This is a genomic window from Streptomyces thermolilacinus SPC6, assembly GCF_000478605.2.
Taxonomy (GTDB): domain Bacteria; phylum Actinomycetota; class Actinomycetes; order Streptomycetales; family Streptomycetaceae; genus Streptomyces; species Streptomyces thermolilacinus.
In genome coordinates this window covers 422,122-437,092 of record NZ_ASHX02000001.1, presented here as the reverse complement: position 1 = coordinate 437,092, position 14,971 = coordinate 422,122, and the positions used below count along the sequence as shown (strand labels likewise).

Annotated in this window: 13 protein-coding genes; 9 read left to right on the top strand and 4 right to left on the bottom strand. The window is 72.3% G+C overall.

Features of this window, described 5'->3' with window-relative positions; translation table 11 throughout:
- Window positions 1–479 precede the first annotated feature (479 nt).
- Genes J116_RS01975 through J116_RS01960 form a run of 4 tightly spaced genes read right to left on the bottom strand, consistent with a single transcriptional unit; the run spans window position 480 to window position 5,961 of the window.
- On the bottom strand, window positions 480–2,870 hold the full coding sequence (locus tag J116_RS01975; protein ID WP_023591039.1) for a beta-xylosidase/alpha-l-arabinosidase: 2,391 nt from the start codon (window positions 2,868–2,870) through the stop codon (window positions 480–482).
- Window positions 2,867–3,685, bottom strand: a complete 819-nt coding sequence (locus J116_RS01970) for a carbohydrate ABC transporter permease (RefSeq protein WP_023591040.1) — start codon at window positions 3,683–3,685, stop codon at window positions 2,867–2,869. Before J116_RS01970 ends, J116_RS01975 begins: the two co-directional genes overlap by 4 nt.
- Window positions 3,685–4,638: a carbohydrate ABC transporter permease gene (locus J116_RS01965; RefSeq protein WP_023591041.1), complete on the bottom strand. Its 954-nt coding sequence runs from the start codon at window positions 4,636–4,638 to the stop codon at window positions 3,685–3,687. Before J116_RS01965 ends, J116_RS01970 begins: the two co-directional genes overlap by 1 nt.
- Window positions 4,639–4,653: 15 nt before the next feature.
- Entirely contained in the window at window positions 4,654–5,961 is a 1,308-nt protein-coding gene (locus tag J116_RS01960; protein WP_023591042.1) for an ABC transporter substrate-binding protein, read from the bottom strand.
- Window positions 5,962–6,112: 151 nt separating this feature from the next.
- Here J116_RS01960 and J116_RS01955 point away from each other — a divergent pair, with 151 nt between their 5' ends.
- From J116_RS01955 to J116_RS30045, 9 genes are all read left to right on the top strand, one after another.
- Window positions 6,113–7,168: a LacI family DNA-binding transcriptional regulator gene (locus J116_RS01955; RefSeq protein ID WP_037948720.1), complete on the top strand. Its 1,056-nt coding sequence runs from the start codon at window positions 6,113–6,115 to the stop codon at window positions 7,166–7,168.
- Between the two features lie 339 nt (window positions 7,169–7,507).
- Window positions 7,508–7,939, top strand: coding sequence for an NfeD family protein (locus J116_RS01950; RefSeq protein WP_023591044.1), 432 nt, complete (start codon window positions 7,508–7,510; stop codon window positions 7,937–7,939).
- 3 nt (window positions 7,940–7,942) lie between these two features.
- Entirely contained in the window at window positions 7,943–8,995 is a 1,053-nt protein-coding gene (locus J116_RS01945) for an SPFH domain-containing protein (protein ID WP_023591045.1), read from the top strand.
- A gap of 403 nt (window positions 8,996–9,398) precedes the next feature.
- The gene (gene panD / locus J116_RS01940) at window positions 9,399–9,824 is read left to right on the top strand and encodes an aspartate 1-decarboxylase (RefSeq protein WP_023591046.1); all 426 of its coding nucleotides are present in this window, start codon (window positions 9,399–9,401) and stop codon (window positions 9,822–9,824) included.
- Between the two features lie 160 nt (window positions 9,825–9,984).
- On the top strand, window positions 9,985–10,185 hold the full coding sequence (locus J116_RS28190; protein WP_079147634.1) for a hypothetical protein: 201 nt from the start codon (window positions 9,985–9,987) through the stop codon (window positions 10,183–10,185).
- 272 nt (window positions 10,186–10,457) lie between these two features.
- Window positions 10,458–11,837 carry a transglycosylase family protein gene (locus J116_RS01935; protein ID WP_023591047.1) on the top strand — a complete coding sequence of 460 codons (1,380 nt, stop codon included), beginning with the start codon at window positions 10,458–10,460 and terminating at the stop codon, window positions 11,835–11,837.
- 72 nt (window positions 11,838–11,909) lie between these two features.
- Window positions 11,910–12,707 carry a (2Fe-2S)-binding protein gene (locus tag J116_RS01930; protein ID WP_023591048.1) on the top strand — a complete coding sequence of 266 codons (798 nt, stop codon included), beginning with the start codon at window positions 11,910–11,912 and terminating at the stop codon, window positions 12,705–12,707.
- A gap of 87 nt (window positions 12,708–12,794) precedes the next feature.
- Entirely contained in the window at window positions 12,795–14,261 is a 1,467-nt protein-coding gene (locus tag J116_RS01925) for an SDR family NAD(P)-dependent oxidoreductase (RefSeq protein WP_023591049.1), read from the top strand.
- A 274-nt stretch (window positions 14,262–14,535) separates the two neighbouring features.
- A complete protein-coding gene (locus J116_RS30045; protein WP_023591050.1) occupies window positions 14,536–14,703 on the top strand; it encodes a hypothetical protein in 168 nt (55 codons plus the stop codon).
- Window positions 14,704–14,971: the final 268 nt, after the last annotated feature.

Here is a 14,971-nt window from a genome sequence, read left to right as displayed (position 1 = left end):
GCTTTCGCCCGGAGGGTCGAAATGTTTTGCGCATGCCAAGCCTCCCTCCTGGCTGGTCCTGTTGCGAACAAGGGACTGGGAGCGCTCCCAAGCGTTGGAACAGGGAACGGCGGTCGATCGGCCGGGGAACTGGAGCGCACAGTAGTGACACCCTCCCTCACCGTCAACGGGCGCGTTCGGCCCGGCCGGAAGTCGGCTTCGTGGCCGAATTCGCCACGCTGCGACGGCAGGGGAAGGTGCGTCCTCGTCCCGCGCGGCACCGGCCGGGGCGCCGCAGTCGTCGGTGGCCGGGCTCAAACCTCAGCCGACATGCGACTGGCGCGTCGGCGCCGAGAGCTTCGCGCACCGACTCAAAACCATTGAGGCGCGAAGGCGGGAGGCGAAGCATTCATCGCCGGCGGAACCCGCCCCTGGAGACCGTGACGATGAACATCCCGTCCCGCCTGCGGCACCGCCTGACCGTCCGGGCGCCGAGCCGGTCAGCCCCCGGCGCACGGGCGGACCGTGAACCGGGCGTGCAGCCGCCGGTGGTGGTCCACCCGCCGCACCGGACCGGTCAGCGTCAACCGGGCGGTCAGCCGAGGCTCCGTGCTGGAGGCGCTCAGCCTCAGTTCCAGCTCTCCCGGCTCCACGACGCGCCGCCCGGTCCTGCCGGTGAACGAGGCGAGGTCCGCGGGGACCTCCACGTGGACCCGCTTCCTCTCACCGGGGGCCAGGTCGAGACGTACGTACCCGATGAGCCGCTGCGCGGGCTGCACCACGGAGGCCACCGGGTCGTGCAGATACAGCTGGACGACTTCGGTGCCGGAGCGGTCGCCGGTGTTCGCCACGGTCAGCGCGAGCCGCACCGCGCCGTCCGTGGGGACCTCGGCCTCTTCGACCACCAGGTCGTCCCACGCGAAGACGGTGTACGTCAGCCCGTGCCCGAAGCCGAAGGCCGGGGTCGGGTCGATGCTGGACACCTCGCTGGTGTGGCCCAGCCGGGAGGCCAGATAGGTGGAGGGCTGGACGCCGGGACGGCGCGGCACGCTGACGGGCAGCCGGCCGCTCGGACCGGTCCGGCCGCTGAGGACGGAGGCGATCGCGGCCGTACCCGCCTCACCGGGGAAGAACGCCTGGAGGACGGCAGCGGACTCGTCGGCCGCACGGCCCAGCGCGTAGGGCCGGCCCGCCAGCAGGGTCGTGACGACCGGTGTCCCCGTGTCGAGGAGGGCGTCCAGCAGCCGCTGCTGAGCCCCGGGGAGCACGAGGGACTCCGCGTCGCAGCCCTCACCGCTGGTGCCCCGCCCGAAGAGCCCGGCGCGGTCGCCCAGGGCCGCCACGACGACGTCGGCGCGGCGGGCGAGCGCGAGCGCCTCGGCGAAGCCCTCCGTGTCGCCGTCGTCGACGCCGGTCCCGCGCGCCACGAGGACCTCGGCGTCGGGGAACTCGGCCACGAGCGCGTCGCGCAGCGTGGGCAGGTCGATGCCGAGCGGGGTGCCGGGGTGCTGACCGCCGACGTGGACGGGGAAGGAGTAGCAGCCGAGGACGGCCGTGGGAGCCTCGGAGTTGGGGCCGATCAGCGCGATCCTCCGGGGAGTTCCCGGGCTCAGCGGCAGGATGCCGTCGTTGCGGAGCAGGACGACGGCCTGCTCCGCGACACGGGCGGCCAGCTGCCGGTTGGCGGCCGTGTCCAGATCGACCGTGCCCCGCAGGGTCTCGGGGTCCGCGGTGGTGTCGGCGTCGCGCAGGGCCGGGGGGACCGGGCTCCAGTCGGGGTCGAGCAGCCCGAGCCGGGTCTTCTGGAGGAGGACCCGCCTGACCGCACGGTCCACGTCCCCTTCCGCCACGTGTCCCCGCCGGACCGCGTCCAGGAGGGGCGTGCCGAAGGCCTTGACGGTGGGCAGTTCCACGTCGACACCGGCCGTGAGGGCCGCCCCGGCCGCCTCGCCGAGTGTTCCGGCGACGCCGTGCAGGGTCTTCAGGAACGTGATGCCGAAGTAGTCGGCAACAACGGTGCCGGTGAAGCCCCAGGTCTCCCGCAGGAGCCCGGTGAGCAGCCGCTCGTCGGCGGCCGAGGGAACGCCGTCGGTGTCGGTGTAGGCGTGCATCACCGACCGCGCGCCGCCCTCCCGGACCGCCATCTCGAACGGCGGCAGGATCACGTCGGCCAGCTCCCTGGCGCCCATGCCGACCGGGGCGAGGTTGCGCCCCGCACGGGACGCGGAGTAACCGGCGAAGTGCTTGAGGGTGGCGACGACACCGGAGGACTCCAGCCCCTGGACGTAGGCGGTGGCGATCGTCCCGACGAGGTACGGGTCCTCGCCGATGGTCTCCTCGACGCGCCCCCAGCGGACGTCGCGTACGACGTCGAGGACGGGGGCGAGCCCCTGGTGGACTCCGACCGCGCGCAGGTCGCGGCCGATGGCGGCGGCCATCTCCCGTACGAGCCGGGGGTTGAAGGTCGCCCCCCACGAGAGGGGCACCGGGTAGGCGGTGGCGCCCCAGGCCGCGAAGCCCGCGAGGCACTCCTCGTGGGCGACGGCCGGGATGCCGAAGCGGTTCGCGGCGCTGATCCGCGCCTGCGTCCGCATCAGGGAGAGGGCGCCGAGCGCGGGATCGACGGGGATGGTTCCGAAGGGCCGGGTGAGCTGGCCGAGACCGTCGGGAAGCAGCTCGTCGAGGTCGACCGGCTCCTCCATGTCGTGCTGGTGCGGCGCGACCTCGGCGCCCTCGTCGGACGCCCCGACCCACACGCCGTAGAGCTGGGCGATCTTCTCCTTCAGAGTCATCTCGCGGATCAGCGCCTCGACACGCTCCTCGGCGCTCACCGCGGGGTCGCGCCAGACGGGGTACGGGGCTGGGGGCGGGGTGGCCACGGTGTCGGTCACTTTCCTCCGACTCCCATCAGCCCCTGCACGAGGGCCCGGCGGGCGAACAGGTAGACGAGCAGGATGGGCAGCATCGACAGGACGACGGCCGCGAGGAGGCCGGGGATGTCGACGCCGTGTTCCGTCTGGAAGTCGTAGAGACCCATGGTGATGACCTTGTTCTCCGAGGACTGGGTGAGGACGAGCGGGAAGAGGAAGCCGTTCCACGCCTGGAGCGAGGCGAACACGACGACGGTGGACAGACCGCCCTTCGCCAGAGGCAGCACGAGCTGGAAGAAGACCCGCCCGGGCGAGGCCCCGTCGACGGTCATCGCCTCGTACAGCTCGGGCGTGATGTCCCGCATGACGCCGGAGAGGATCAGGGCGCAGACGGGCATGGCGAACGCGGCGGTCGGCAGGATGACGCCGAGCAGGTTGTCGTAGAGGCCGGCCTCGTTGATCAGGTAGAACACCGGGACGATCACGGCCTGGGACGGGATGGCCAGGCCGAGAAGGAACAGCCGGAAGACCCGGCCGGTGGCCTTGCCGTCGCTTCTCACGATTGCGTACGCCAGGGGCGGTACCAGGAGCAGGACGATGCCGACCACGCAGACCGTGACGATCGCCGTGTTGAGGAAGTACTGCGCGAAGCCGGTGTTCAGGTCGTCGACGTAGTTGTCGAGGGTGAAGCGCTCGGGGAAGGACAGCGGGCCGTTCGCCGCGTAGTCCGCCCGGGTCTGGAAGGTGGCGACCAGCATGACGTACAGCGGCAGGCCGACCAGGAACAGCCAGATCAGCGCGCCGAAACCGGCCAGGTAGTTGGGGCGGCGCCGCATCACACGCCCTCCATGGTGCTGCGCATCCTGTCGTACCCGGTCAGGCGGACCAGGATCAGGGAGACGAGGGTGGCGACGAGGACGAGGAGCAGCGCGATCGCGGAGGCCGCTCCGAAGTCGAAGCTCTTGAAGGCCTTCTGGTACATGTAGTAGGCGCTGTTGGTGGTGTCGGTGCCGGGTCCGCCCTGGGTGAGGATCAGGATGGTGTCGAAGGTCGTGAGCCCGCCGACCACCATGAGGATCATCGACGTCACGATCGTGTTGCGCAGTTGCGGCAGGGTGATGTGGAAGAACTGGCGGACCCTGCCCGCGCCGTCGATCTGGGCGGCCTGGTAGAGCACTTCGGGTACGGCCCGCGCGGCGCCCTGGTAGATCAGGGTGTGCAGGGGGGTGAACTGCCAGGTGCTGACGAAGACGAGGACGCCGAGGGCGCCGGCCTGCGTGCCGAGGAGGTTGCCGTCGCCGAACAGCCACCTCGCCTGTGAGGGGATGCCGAAGTTGGGGTCGAGTACGGCGCGCCACAGGACGGAGACGGCGGTGATGGACAGCAGGAGCGGGACGAAGTAGACGGCGGAGAGGACGGCACGGTTGCGCTGCCGCCCGGCGGCCCAGACGCCGAGCAGGATGCTGATCGGCGTCTGGACGACGACGCCGAGGACGGTGAGCAGCAGGCTCAGCCAGAGGCTCTTCACCATCACGGGGTCGTCGAGCAGCCGGCTCCAGTTCTCCAGACCGGCGAACTCCGGGGAGCCGAGGCCGTTCCAGCGGGCGAAGGACAGCACGACGACGAGGACGAGCGGCACGAGGGCGAACAGGCCGAAGAAGACGGCGGCGGGCGCCGCCCAGGCGAAGCCCGGACGGCCCACTCCGGTCGCGGGGCGGCCGCGGCGCCCGGGCCGACCGGTCTTCGCGGCGCCGTCCACGGCCGTGGCTGCGGGTGTGGCGGTGGTCATGTCAGGCATCCCCGGTCAGGCGGCGGGCAGGCTCTGCATCGCGGCGATGAAGGCGTCAGGGCCCGACTGCCCGTTGAAGAACTGCTGGACGGCCTGGTAGATGGTGGTGGTGGCCGCCGGGGGGTAGGCCTGGTCCCAGGAGAGCTGGAAGACGGGGGCCTTCTTCACCAGGTCGTACTGGTACGTCGAGTAGGCCGGGTTGGCGGACCCGTCCAGGAACTCGGGGGTGTTGGTGGTGGTGGGCAGGTTGCCGATGCCGAGCTGGCTCTTGACGAACTCGTCGGAGTACATGAGCTTCAGGAACTCGGCCACGGCCTCGGGGTGCCTGGTCCTCTTCAGTACCGAGTAGAAGTTGTTGGGGTTGCCGACGAGGTTGTCCGGGTCGCCCTTGCCGCCCTCGACGGTGGGGAAGGTGCCGTAGCCGAGGTCGTTCCGGACGAAGTCCGGGTAGGCCTCCTGGAGGGTGGAGTACTCCCAGGAGCCCATGAGTTCGAAGGCGGCCTTGCCGGTGGCGAGGAGGGCGGGGGAACCGCCGTCGGTGAACTTGACCGAGTCGTAGTTGGTGCCGAACGCGCCCGCGTCGATCAGCTCCCTGAGCATGCCGAGGGCCTTCCTGCTGTCGGCGCTCGCCCAGACGCTCTTGTCCCCGTTCACCGCCTTCCGGAAGTGGCCGGGCCCGGCCACACGGTCGTAGACGTACTGGAACCACATCTGGGTGGGCCACTTGTCGCCGCCGCCGAGGGCGATGGGAATGACGCCCTTGGCCTTGAGGACCTTGACGGCCGCCAGGAGTTCGTCCCAGGTGCGCGGCGGGGTGACACCGGCGTCCGCGAGGACCTTCTTGTTGCTGAACAGCAGCACCGGCTGGGTGCCGCGCATGGGGACGCCGTAGGGTTTGCCGTTCACGACCGCGGTGTCCATGACGGAGGGCAGGAAGCGCGACGTGAGGCCGGGGTCCTTGGCGATGAAGTCGTCGAGCGGCATCAGCAGGCCCGCGTCCACGTACGGCTTGATGCTGCCGCCGCCCCAGTTGAAGAACACGTCCGGCGCCTGCTTGCCGCTGATGATCGTCTGAAGTTTCGCCTGGTAGTCGGCGCCGGGGATCGTGTCGAGGACCGCCTTGACCTTCGAGGTCTTGTTGAAGGTGTCCACGAGCCGCTTCTCCACCTTGTTGGCGGCGTCGCCGTACACCAGGACGCGGATCGTGTCCGAGCCGCCCGCGGTGGCATCGCCCGAGCCGCCGCAGGCCGTCAGGGACAGCGTCATCGCCAGCGACGCCCCACCGACGAGAGCCGTTCTCAGCAGCCTTGCGTGGCGCTTCATCGCCTCCCCTTTCGAAAGTGTTTCGGTCTCATTGCCGAAACTTCATGGAGTCGGACGCTAGAGTCGGCGCGCTGAGCGGGTCAACCCTCCGGAAGCGCGTTATCGAAGCGTGACCGTGTGGGTGCCAGGAGCGGTGCTTTATGCTGCTCGGATGCGAGATGGCGAGGAGAACCGGCGGATCACGCTCGCTGAGGTGGCGCAGCAGGCCGGAGTGTCGCTTTCGACAGTTTCGAAAGTCCTCAACGGCCGACAGGACGTGTCACCGGCCACGCGGGGGAAGGTCGAGCGGCTCCTCGAGGCGCACGCGTACCGGCGGACCACCCGCGTCGCCCGGGAGGCGCCCCTCATCGAACTCGTCTTCCACGAGCTCGACAGCGTGTGGTCGATGGAGCTGATCCGAGGGGTGGAGAACCTCGCCAAGGCCCACCGCGCGAGCGTCGTACTGACCGAGAGCGGCACCCGGCACGCCCCGGGCCCGGAGTGGATCGAAGGCGTGCTGCGGCGCCGGCCGATCGGTGTGGTGCTGGTGTTCTCCTCGCTTCCCGACGCCGTCAAGCGGCAGCTCGACGCGCGGTCCATCCCCTTCGTGATCGTGGACCCGGCGGGGGACCCCGAACCGGACGTCCCGTCCGTCGGGTCCGCGAACTGGTCGGGCGGTGTCGTCGCGACCCGTCACCTCATCGACCTGGGGCATCGCCGCATCGGCATCGTCACAGGCCCCGAGGACATGCTGTGCTCCCTCGCCCGGCTCGACGGCTACCGCTCCGCCCTGAGCATGGCCGGCCTGGACCACGACGCCTCCCTCGTCCGATTCGGCGACTTCCACGTCGAGGGCGGCTACGCGCGGGCGATGGAGCTGCTGCGGATGCCGGACCGCCCCACGGCCGTCTTCGCCGGAAGCGACTTGCAGGCGCTCGGCGTCATGGAGGCGGCCCGCGTGTGCGGGCTGCGCGTACCCGAAGACCTGTCCGTCGTCGGGTACGACGACGTGATGATCGCGCGATGGTCGAGCCCGCCGCTCACCACGGTCCACCAGCCGCTGCGCGAGATGGGCGAGGAAGCGGTGCAGATGCTCCTCCGCCTGCGGGCCGGGGAGCCGTCGGTGACGCGTATGGAGCTCACGACCAGTCTCGTCGTCCGGAAGAGCACGGCCCCACCGCCCACGCGGCCGACGACGCCCGCGCGCCCCGCCCGCGCACGGCGCTGACCCGCGAATAGCCCGGTGTGGGGGACCGGAAACCCGCGGTCTGCTCCCCTCTCCGTCGTGTGCCGCACCACCGTTGCCCTGCCGTGCGGGGCGTGCTGGGACCGTCCCCTCCAGGGTGGATGGACTCCACCCGCTGCCGGAGGAGGTCCACGGAGGCCCGACCGCGGGAGCGGGCCGCCCGCGAGTCCCCTTCGCCTTCGCCTGCGCGGCGCGCCCGCGAGCCCCTCGGTCTGCGGCGCGCAGGCGGAGGCGTGAACGACGCCAGAAAGGGTAAAAATAGGACAAATGGCGCATTGATGGCCTACGTCTCCGTGGAGCCGCAGTGGCCAGGAGGATGCCATGGATCCTTGGCTGATCTGGTTGATCGCCGCAGGGGTGCTGGCGGTGGCGGAGATCTTCACTCTCACCGCCGCGCTCGGGCTCCTGGGTGCGGCAGCGCTGGTCACGGCAGGAGTCGCCGCGACGGGAGTTCCGCTGCCCTTGCAGCTCCTGGTCTTCACCGTCCTGGCCTCGGTCAGCCTGCTCTTCGTGCGTCCCGTCGCGGCGCGCCACCTGTTCGGGCCTCCGGCGGGGCGGTTCGGCGTGGACGCGCTGGTGGGCAGCTCCGCCTATGTCGTCTCCGAGGTGACGGGCGTGGGCGGCAGGGTCCGCATCGGCGGCGAGGAATGGACGGCCCGCGCCTATGACGAAACGCTGGTGATCCCTCCGGGCACGACCGTCGACGTCATGGAGATCAGCGGCGCCACCGCCGTCGTCTACCCCCGGGAGTGAGCGATGGAAGTCTCCGGTCTTCTCGTAGCCGGCGTGATCGTCGCGCTGATCGCCGTCTTCACCGTGGTGCGGGCGGTACGCATCGTCCCGCAGGCGCGCGCTCGCAACGTCGAACGTCTCGGCCGATACCGGCGCACGCTGAGGCCGGGTCTCAACCTCGTCATCCCCTACATCGACCGGGTGTACCCGGTCATCGACCTGAGGGAACAGGTCGTCTCGTTCAGGCCGCAGCCGGTGATCACCGAGGACAACCTCGTCGTCGAGATCGACACGGTCCTGTACTTCCAGGTCACGGACCCCCGGGCGGCCGCCTACGAGATCGCCGACTTCCTGCAGGGCGTCGAACAGCTCACCGTCACCACTCTGCGCAACGTCGTGGGTTCCATGGACCTGGAGAAGACCCTCACCTCGCGCGACACCATCAACAACCAGCTCCGCGGCGTGCTCGACGAGGCGACCGGCAAATGGGGGCTGAGGGTCAACCGGGTGGAGATCAAGGCCATCGACCCTCCGCAGTCCATCAAGGACGCGATGGAGAAGCAGATGCGTGCCGAGCGCGACAAGAGGGCGGCGATCCTCGGAGCAGAGGGGCAACGGCAGTCGCAGATCCTCACCGCCGAGGGCGACAAGCAGTCCGCCGTCCTCCGGGCGGAGGGCAACCGTACCGCCGAGATCCTCAAGGCCGAGGGCCAGTCCCGGGCCATCGACGAGGTGTTCCAGGCCGTACACCGCAACGACCCCGACCCCAAGCTGCTCGCCTACCAGTACATGCAGATGCTGCCTCAGCTCGCCCAAGGGGGCGGCAGTACCTTCTGGGTGATCCCCAGCGAGGTCACGTCCGCCCTTCAGGGCGTGTCCCGCGCCTTCAGCGAGGTGCTGCCCCAGTCGCCGGCCACACGTGAGACGTCCTCGGAGGACAGGGCGGCCGCCCAGGCCGCCGACGACGCGGCGCAGGCCGCGGAAGCCGCCGCCGCGGCCCTCGCCGACGCGGCCGAGGCCGACCCCGACGCCCGTCCCCTCGCCGACGGCAGTCGGCGAGAACCGGACCGGGAGTGACCATCGGCCGCTGTCGGGCATGACACCGCGTCGGTCTGGTCATCGTGAGCCAGCAAGCGGCCGGGCGTCCGAGAGGCGAGAGCGCGCCCTGAGCCCTGGCCTGGTGGTCAGGGCTCAGCGGACGCCGCCGGGCAGGCGGGCGTCGTCGGCAGCGGCGCCCGCCCGGCAAGAGTGACCGTGATCACGGGTGCCGTGGGGGGGTGCGCTGCGTACGCTTGTGCAGTCGTCGTGGCGCTCCGGCAGTCGGCAGTCGTCCGGCGACGCGTCGCAAGGTCCGCGGCTGGTCGGCATGCGGTCCGGGGACCTGGGGAATGCTGCCGGGCGCGTGACTCGTTGTAGAGTAGGGAAACCGCCCTTGACCTGCACAAACGCAGGCAGGGAGCCTCGATCCAGGAGTACCTCGATGATGCGTACGATGTTCAAGTCGAAGATCCACCGCGCCACGGTGACGCAGGCGGACCTGCACTACGTGGGCTCCGTCACCATCGACGCCGATCTCATGGACGCCGCCGACCTGCTCCCCGGCGAACTCGTCCACATCGTCGACATCGACAACGGCGCCCGGCTGGAGACGTACGTCATCGAGGGGGAGCGCGGGTCCGGGGTCATCGGCATCAACGGCGCCGCCGCGCACCTCGTCCACCCCGGCGACCTGGTCATCCTCATCAGCTACGCCCAGGTCGACGACGCCGAGGCCCGTACGCTCGTGCCGCGCGTCGTCCATGTCGACGCCGCCAACCGCATCGTGGAGCTCGGCTCCGACGCCTCCGCCCCGGTGCCGGGCACCGACACGGCGCGCAGCCCGCACGCCGTACCGGCCGCTCGCTGAGCCCGGCGCGCAAGGGCCCCGGCGCGGGGCGCGGTCCCGTAGGTACGGGTTCCTAGGTACGGGTTCGTCGGTACGGGCGCTTCGGCATGGTTCCCGCGCGCGGGGGAACGCGCAGCGCGAGACCCTCGACAGGGAGTGACGCCGTCTCCAGGGAGAGGCCATGACCGAGCCGCGACCCGACCCCGTGCCGCCCATGCCCGACCCGGCTCCCGCGCCGGAGCCGCCGCCCGCGCCGGGGCCCGTACCGACTCCGCCGCCGCACCCCGCGCCGGGTCCGGTGCCCACCCCGGACCCCGTGCCGAGGCCGCCCGGGCCCGACCCGGTGCCCGACCCCGACCCGTCCCCCGGACCCGTCAGCTGACCAGGCGCCCGCCCGGCGGCTGACCGGCCGGACCCGGCCTTCCGGCAGGCCGCGACGGGCCGTCCCGGAGCCGTACGCGCGCGTGGGTGCGCCGTGCGGGCGTACCCGCGCGGCGGTACGAGATCCCCGTACCGCGCTCCGCCCCGCTGCCGTGGCATCCGGTCACGTACGGGACGGTCCGCGCCCCCTGCGCCCTGTGCGCCCCCTTGTCACGCCCCGGCGCCCACCTCTAGCTTGGGCCGCTGCTGACCTGTGCACAGGGGGGAACCGCCATGGCCGTACGGGGACGACACCGCCGGCAGCCGCCGAGCCGTCTCAACCGCGCCTCGTTAACCGTCACGATCGGCAGCGCCCTGCCGCTGATCGGCGCCGGAACCGCCCACGCCGCGTCCGTGGACGTATGGGAGAAGGTCGCCGCCTGCGAGTCCACCAGCCGCTGGCAGACCAACACCGGCAACGGCCACTACGGCGGACTCCAGTTCACCCAGTCCACCTGGGAGGCGTACGGCGGCACCCGCTACGCGCCCCGCGCCGACCTGGCCACCAGGGACCAGCAGATCGCCGTCGCCGAGAAGGTGCTCAAGGGCCAGGGGCCCCGCGCCTGGCCGACCTGCTCCGAACGCGCCGGGCTCACCCGCGGCGGAGAGGCGCCCGCCGTCCGCACCGGGACGCGCGACGACCGCGGCGACCGCGCCGACCGGCCGGTCACGCCGACCACCATCCCCAACCAGCGGCGTGAGAGCTACACCGTCGCCCGGGGCGACTCGCTGTCCCGCATCGCCGCCGACGAGCGCGTCCCCGGCGGCTGGCAGCGGCTGTACGCGCAGAACCGCATGGTCATCGGGGACGACCCGGACCTGATCTTCCCCGGGCAGAAGCTCACCCTCCGCGTCTCGGCCCCGGCCGAGCCCAAGCCGGGAACCGCTCACGGTGCCAAGCCCGGCGCTCGCTCCGGCACCAGCGCCCCGGGCGAGCCCACGGCGGGCCCGGCGGACAAGGACGGGGAGAACCGGTCCACCCCTTGGACCCGGACGAAGCCCAGGACCGAGGGCGACGACCGCGCCAAGCCCGCGCCGCGCCAGGAGACCAGGCCCGCCGCCCGGCAGCCAAAGGCCCAGGAACCGGCCGCCAAGCCCCGCGTCCAGCCCGCCGCCAAGCCCAAGGACCGGCAGCCCGCCGCCAAGCCGAGACCGCGGCAGGCCCCCGCCGAGCCGCAGGCCCGGCCCGCCGTCTCCAAGCCCCGCACCGGCGGCCTCAGCGCGCCCGTCGACTCCGCGCCCGGCACCCGGTACGGCAAGGCCGGGTCGTCGTGGTCCTCCGGCTACCACACGGGCGTGGACTTTCCCGTGCCCACCGGCACCTCCGTGAAGGCCGTCGCATCGGGCCGCGTCGTCTCCGCCGGGTGGGCCGGGGCGTACGGCTACCAGATCGTGCTGCGGCACGACGACGGCAAGTACAGCCAGTACGCCCACCTCTCCGCCCTCAACGTGCGCGCCGGGCAGACCGTCAGCAGCGGCCAGCGCATCGCGCGGTCCGGCTCCACCGGCAACAGCACGGGACCGCACCTGCACTTCGAGGTGCGCACCGGCCCCGGCTACGGCTCCGACATCGACCCGCTCGCCTACCTGAGGAGGGGCGGGGTCGGGCTCTGACCCGCGCGCCCCGCCCGGCCCCGCACCACTACCGTGGTGCCCGGCCGGGCGGCACCAGGGGAGGGGCGAGGGATGGACGCTGAGGCGCGGGGGCTCACGGCCGCCGAACTGCGGGGCCTGGGCCACGTGGGCGGGTTCTTCGTCCTGCCCGCCGAGCCGCCTGGCCCCGGCCCGTACGCCCCGCTCGCCGACGCGTACGCGGCCCCGCGCGGCCCGTCACCGGCCACCGGCCAGCAGGGCACCGCACCCACCACCGCCCCGCACGCCCCCGCGGGCCCGGCCCTCGCCCCGCCGCTCGCCCAGCGGGTCGCCCGGGTCGCGGACCGGTTGGGCACGTCCGAGTACCGGGTCGCCGCGTCCCTCACCCAGCTCGGGCTCGCCGCGCGCCTCTGGTCGGTGACCCTCGGCGCGGCCGCGCTGTACGGCGCCGTCCCGGACGTGTCGCCCGCCACGCTCCACTGGGACCCGACGCGCTCCACGCCCGACGACCTGTGGTGGTCCGGCACCGCCACCCGCCCCGGGACCGCGCCGGAGCTGCGGCGCGTCGTCCAGGACGGCCACCTGGCCCCGCTCGCGGACGCCCTGCGGGCCGCCGGACCCGTGTCGGCGCGGCTCCTGTGGGGCAACGCCGGGTCCGCGCTGGGCGGCGCGCTGCGCGAGCTGACCCGCTGGGCGCACCGCCACGGCCGCCCCGACGTCGCCGAGCGCGCCGCCGCGCTCACCACGGAACTGCTCGACGGCCCGGACCTCGCCGGGACCGTCCGCCCGCCCGCGCTGCGGCGCCGTACCTGCTGCCTGTACTACCGCACCCCGGGCGGTGGGCTGTGCGGCGACTGCGTGTTCGACGCGCCGCCCCGAAGCGCCCCCTGAAGGCCGGGTTTGGCGGGCGGGGCCCCGGCTCCGTAAAGTGCCACTTTTGGAACGTGGCAAACGAGTGATCGAGGAACGGCAGCGGCCATGACGGTGACAGAAGACAACCACGCGTACGGGCCGGGCATCGACCCCGAGCGTCTGGCCGTCTGCCTGAGCGTGCTCGACGAGCTCGACAAGCTGGAGATCGACCACCCGGACGCGATCGCCGTCCGGCGCGCCACGGCCGGTATCTACCGGACCGTCAAGCAGCGCCGCCGCCAGGAGCGCCGGGCCGCCAAGACGGCGCACGACCGGGCGGTCACCGAGGCCACCGCGACCGGCTCCGCCGAGCGCATCGACGACGAGACGCAGGGCCTGCTGCCCAGCTCCTCCGCCGCCGGTGAGATCGCGGGCATCCTCCAGCGCCCCCGGTCCTGCTACATCTGCAAGGACCGGTACGTCCAGGTGGACGCGTTCTACCACCAGCTCTGCCCGTCGTGCGCGACCGAGAACCGGGCCCGCCGCGACGCCCGCACCGACCTCACCGGCCGCCGCGCGCTGCTCACCGGCGGCCGCGCCAAGATCGGCATGTACATCGCGCTGCGGTTGCTGCGCGACGGCGCGCACACGACGGTGACGACGCGCTTCCCGAACGACGCGGTCCGCCGCTTCAAGGCGCAGCCGGACAGCGACGAGTGGATCCACCGGCTGAAGATCGTCGGCATCGACCTGCGCGACCCGGCACAGGTCGTCGCCCTCGCGGACTCCGTCGCGGCGGCCGGGCCGCTCGACATCCTGATCAACAACGCCGCGCAGACCGTGCGCCGCTCCCGCCAGGCGTACAGCGAGCTGGTCGCCGCCGAGTCGGCGCCGCTGCCCGCCGGTGAGCTGCCCGCGGCGGAGGTCATCGGCACGTTCGGCAGCGGCGCCGTCGAGAGCGTGGCCGCCCTGCCGTCCGCGCGCGGCGGCGACACGCTGACCGCACAGGACGTCACCGACCTCGCGCTGGTGAGCGGCTCGGCGACCCCGGCGCGGATCGCCGCGGGCACGGCCATCGACGCGGGCGGCCTGGTGCCCGACCTGGCGCCCGTGAACAGCTGGATCCAGACCGTCGAGCAGGTGGACCCGGTGGAGCTGCTGGAGGTGCAGCTCTGCAACTCGACCGCGCCGTTCATCCTGATCAGCCGCCTGCGCCCGGCGATGGCCGCGTCCACCGCCCGCCGCAAGTACGTGGTGAACGTCTCCGCGATGGAGGGCGTCTTCAGCCGGGGCTACAAGGGCGCGGGGCACCCGCACACCAACATGGCGAAGGCCGCGCTCAACATGCTGACGCGCACCAGCGCGCAGGAGATGTTCGACGCGGACGGCATCCTGATGACGGCCGTGGACACGGGCTGGATCACCGACGAGCGGCCGCACCCGGACAAGATGCGGCTGGCCGAGGCCGGGTTCCACGCCCCGCTCGACCTGGTCGACGGCGCGGCGCGGGTGTACGACCCGATCGTGCGGGGCGAGGCGGGCGAGGACCTGTACGGCTGCTTCCTGAAGGACTACGCACCCGGAAAGTGGTGACATACGACAGCCGTTGACGACACGGAGTGCCCCCCTATGGGGCACTCCGGGCCACTGTGTCCGGATCTCGACGATGTGACGCGTTCCATCGAGCGCGGGCGCGCTCATTTGGTTACTCTGAGGCGACGGTCGGCCGGCCGGGATTCACGAACTCCCTGGGGCCGACCGCGGGACTGGTCCGCACCGAGGGCCGCGGTCCCGTCCGGAGACCGGCGCCACCGCGACCGAACGGCAGCACATCGTCCCCCAGGTTCGCGACACGAAGGAGTGCGCGGTGACACCAGATGCGACCACGCAGGAGAAGCCGGCGGATTCGCCCGCCCGGTCCACCCGTTCGGATCAGCTCGGCAGCCTCGAGGTGTGGGCCCGCTCGGCCCCGATCCGGCTCGCCGGGTACGAGGACGACCTCGCGGAGCCGCACATCCTGCCCAGCGTCGATTGAGCGCCGGCTGCGCCGACCGGCTGAGCCCCGTGCCCCCGGCCTTCAGGACGGGGGGCACGGGGCTTCCCCGTCCGGTGCCGACACGGGAGAGCACACCGGACGGTGCTGCCTCGGCGGGGCAGACCGCCGGGCCGAACGTCATCGGCATCCGCTCGGCCCGGCTCACTGCCGCTGAAAGTTAGCGGAGACCACTCGCGCCCACCAGCTTTGACCAGGGCTTCACGCACTGCTCCGAAGCCCGCGCCGCCGCCCCGGCGCCGTCGCCCGC

Excerpts from the sequence above, each read along its gene's own strand:
- J116_RS01970 (WP_023591040.1), bottom strand. The coding sequence starts at position 3,685 with ATGCGGCGCCGCCCCAACTACCTGGCCGGTTTCGGCGCGCTGATCTGG.
- J116_RS01965 (WP_023591041.1), bottom strand. The coding sequence starts at position 4,638 with ATGACCACCGCCACACCCGCAGCCACGGCCGTGGACGGCGCCGCGAAG.
- J116_RS01960 (WP_023591042.1), bottom strand. The coding sequence starts at position 5,961 with ATGAAGCGCCACGCAAGGCTGCTGAGAACGGCTCTCGTCGGTGGGGCG.
- J116_RS01955 (WP_037948720.1), top strand. The coding sequence starts at position 6,113 with ATGCGAGATGGCGAGGAGAACCGGCGGATCACGCTCGCTGAGGTGGCG.
- J116_RS01950 (WP_023591044.1), top strand. The coding sequence starts at position 7,508 with ATGGATCCTTGGCTGATCTGGTTGATCGCCGCAGGGGTGCTGGCGGTG.
- J116_RS01945 (WP_023591045.1), top strand. The coding sequence starts at position 7,943 with ATGGAAGTCTCCGGTCTTCTCGTAGCCGGCGTGATCGTCGCGCTGATC.
- panD (WP_023591046.1), top strand. The coding sequence starts at position 9,399 with ATGATGCGTACGATGTTCAAGTCGAAGATCCACCGCGCCACGGTGACG.
- J116_RS28190 (WP_079147634.1), top strand. The coding sequence starts at position 9,985 with ATGACCGAGCCGCGACCCGACCCCGTGCCGCCCATGCCCGACCCGGCT.
- J116_RS01935 (WP_023591047.1), top strand. The coding sequence starts at position 10,458 with ATGGCCGTACGGGGACGACACCGCCGGCAGCCGCCGAGCCGTCTCAAC.
- J116_RS01930 (WP_023591048.1), top strand. The coding sequence starts at position 11,910 with ATGGACGCTGAGGCGCGGGGGCTCACGGCCGCCGAACTGCGGGGCCTG.
- J116_RS01925 (WP_023591049.1), top strand. The coding sequence starts at position 12,795 with ATGACGGTGACAGAAGACAACCACGCGTACGGGCCGGGCATCGACCCC.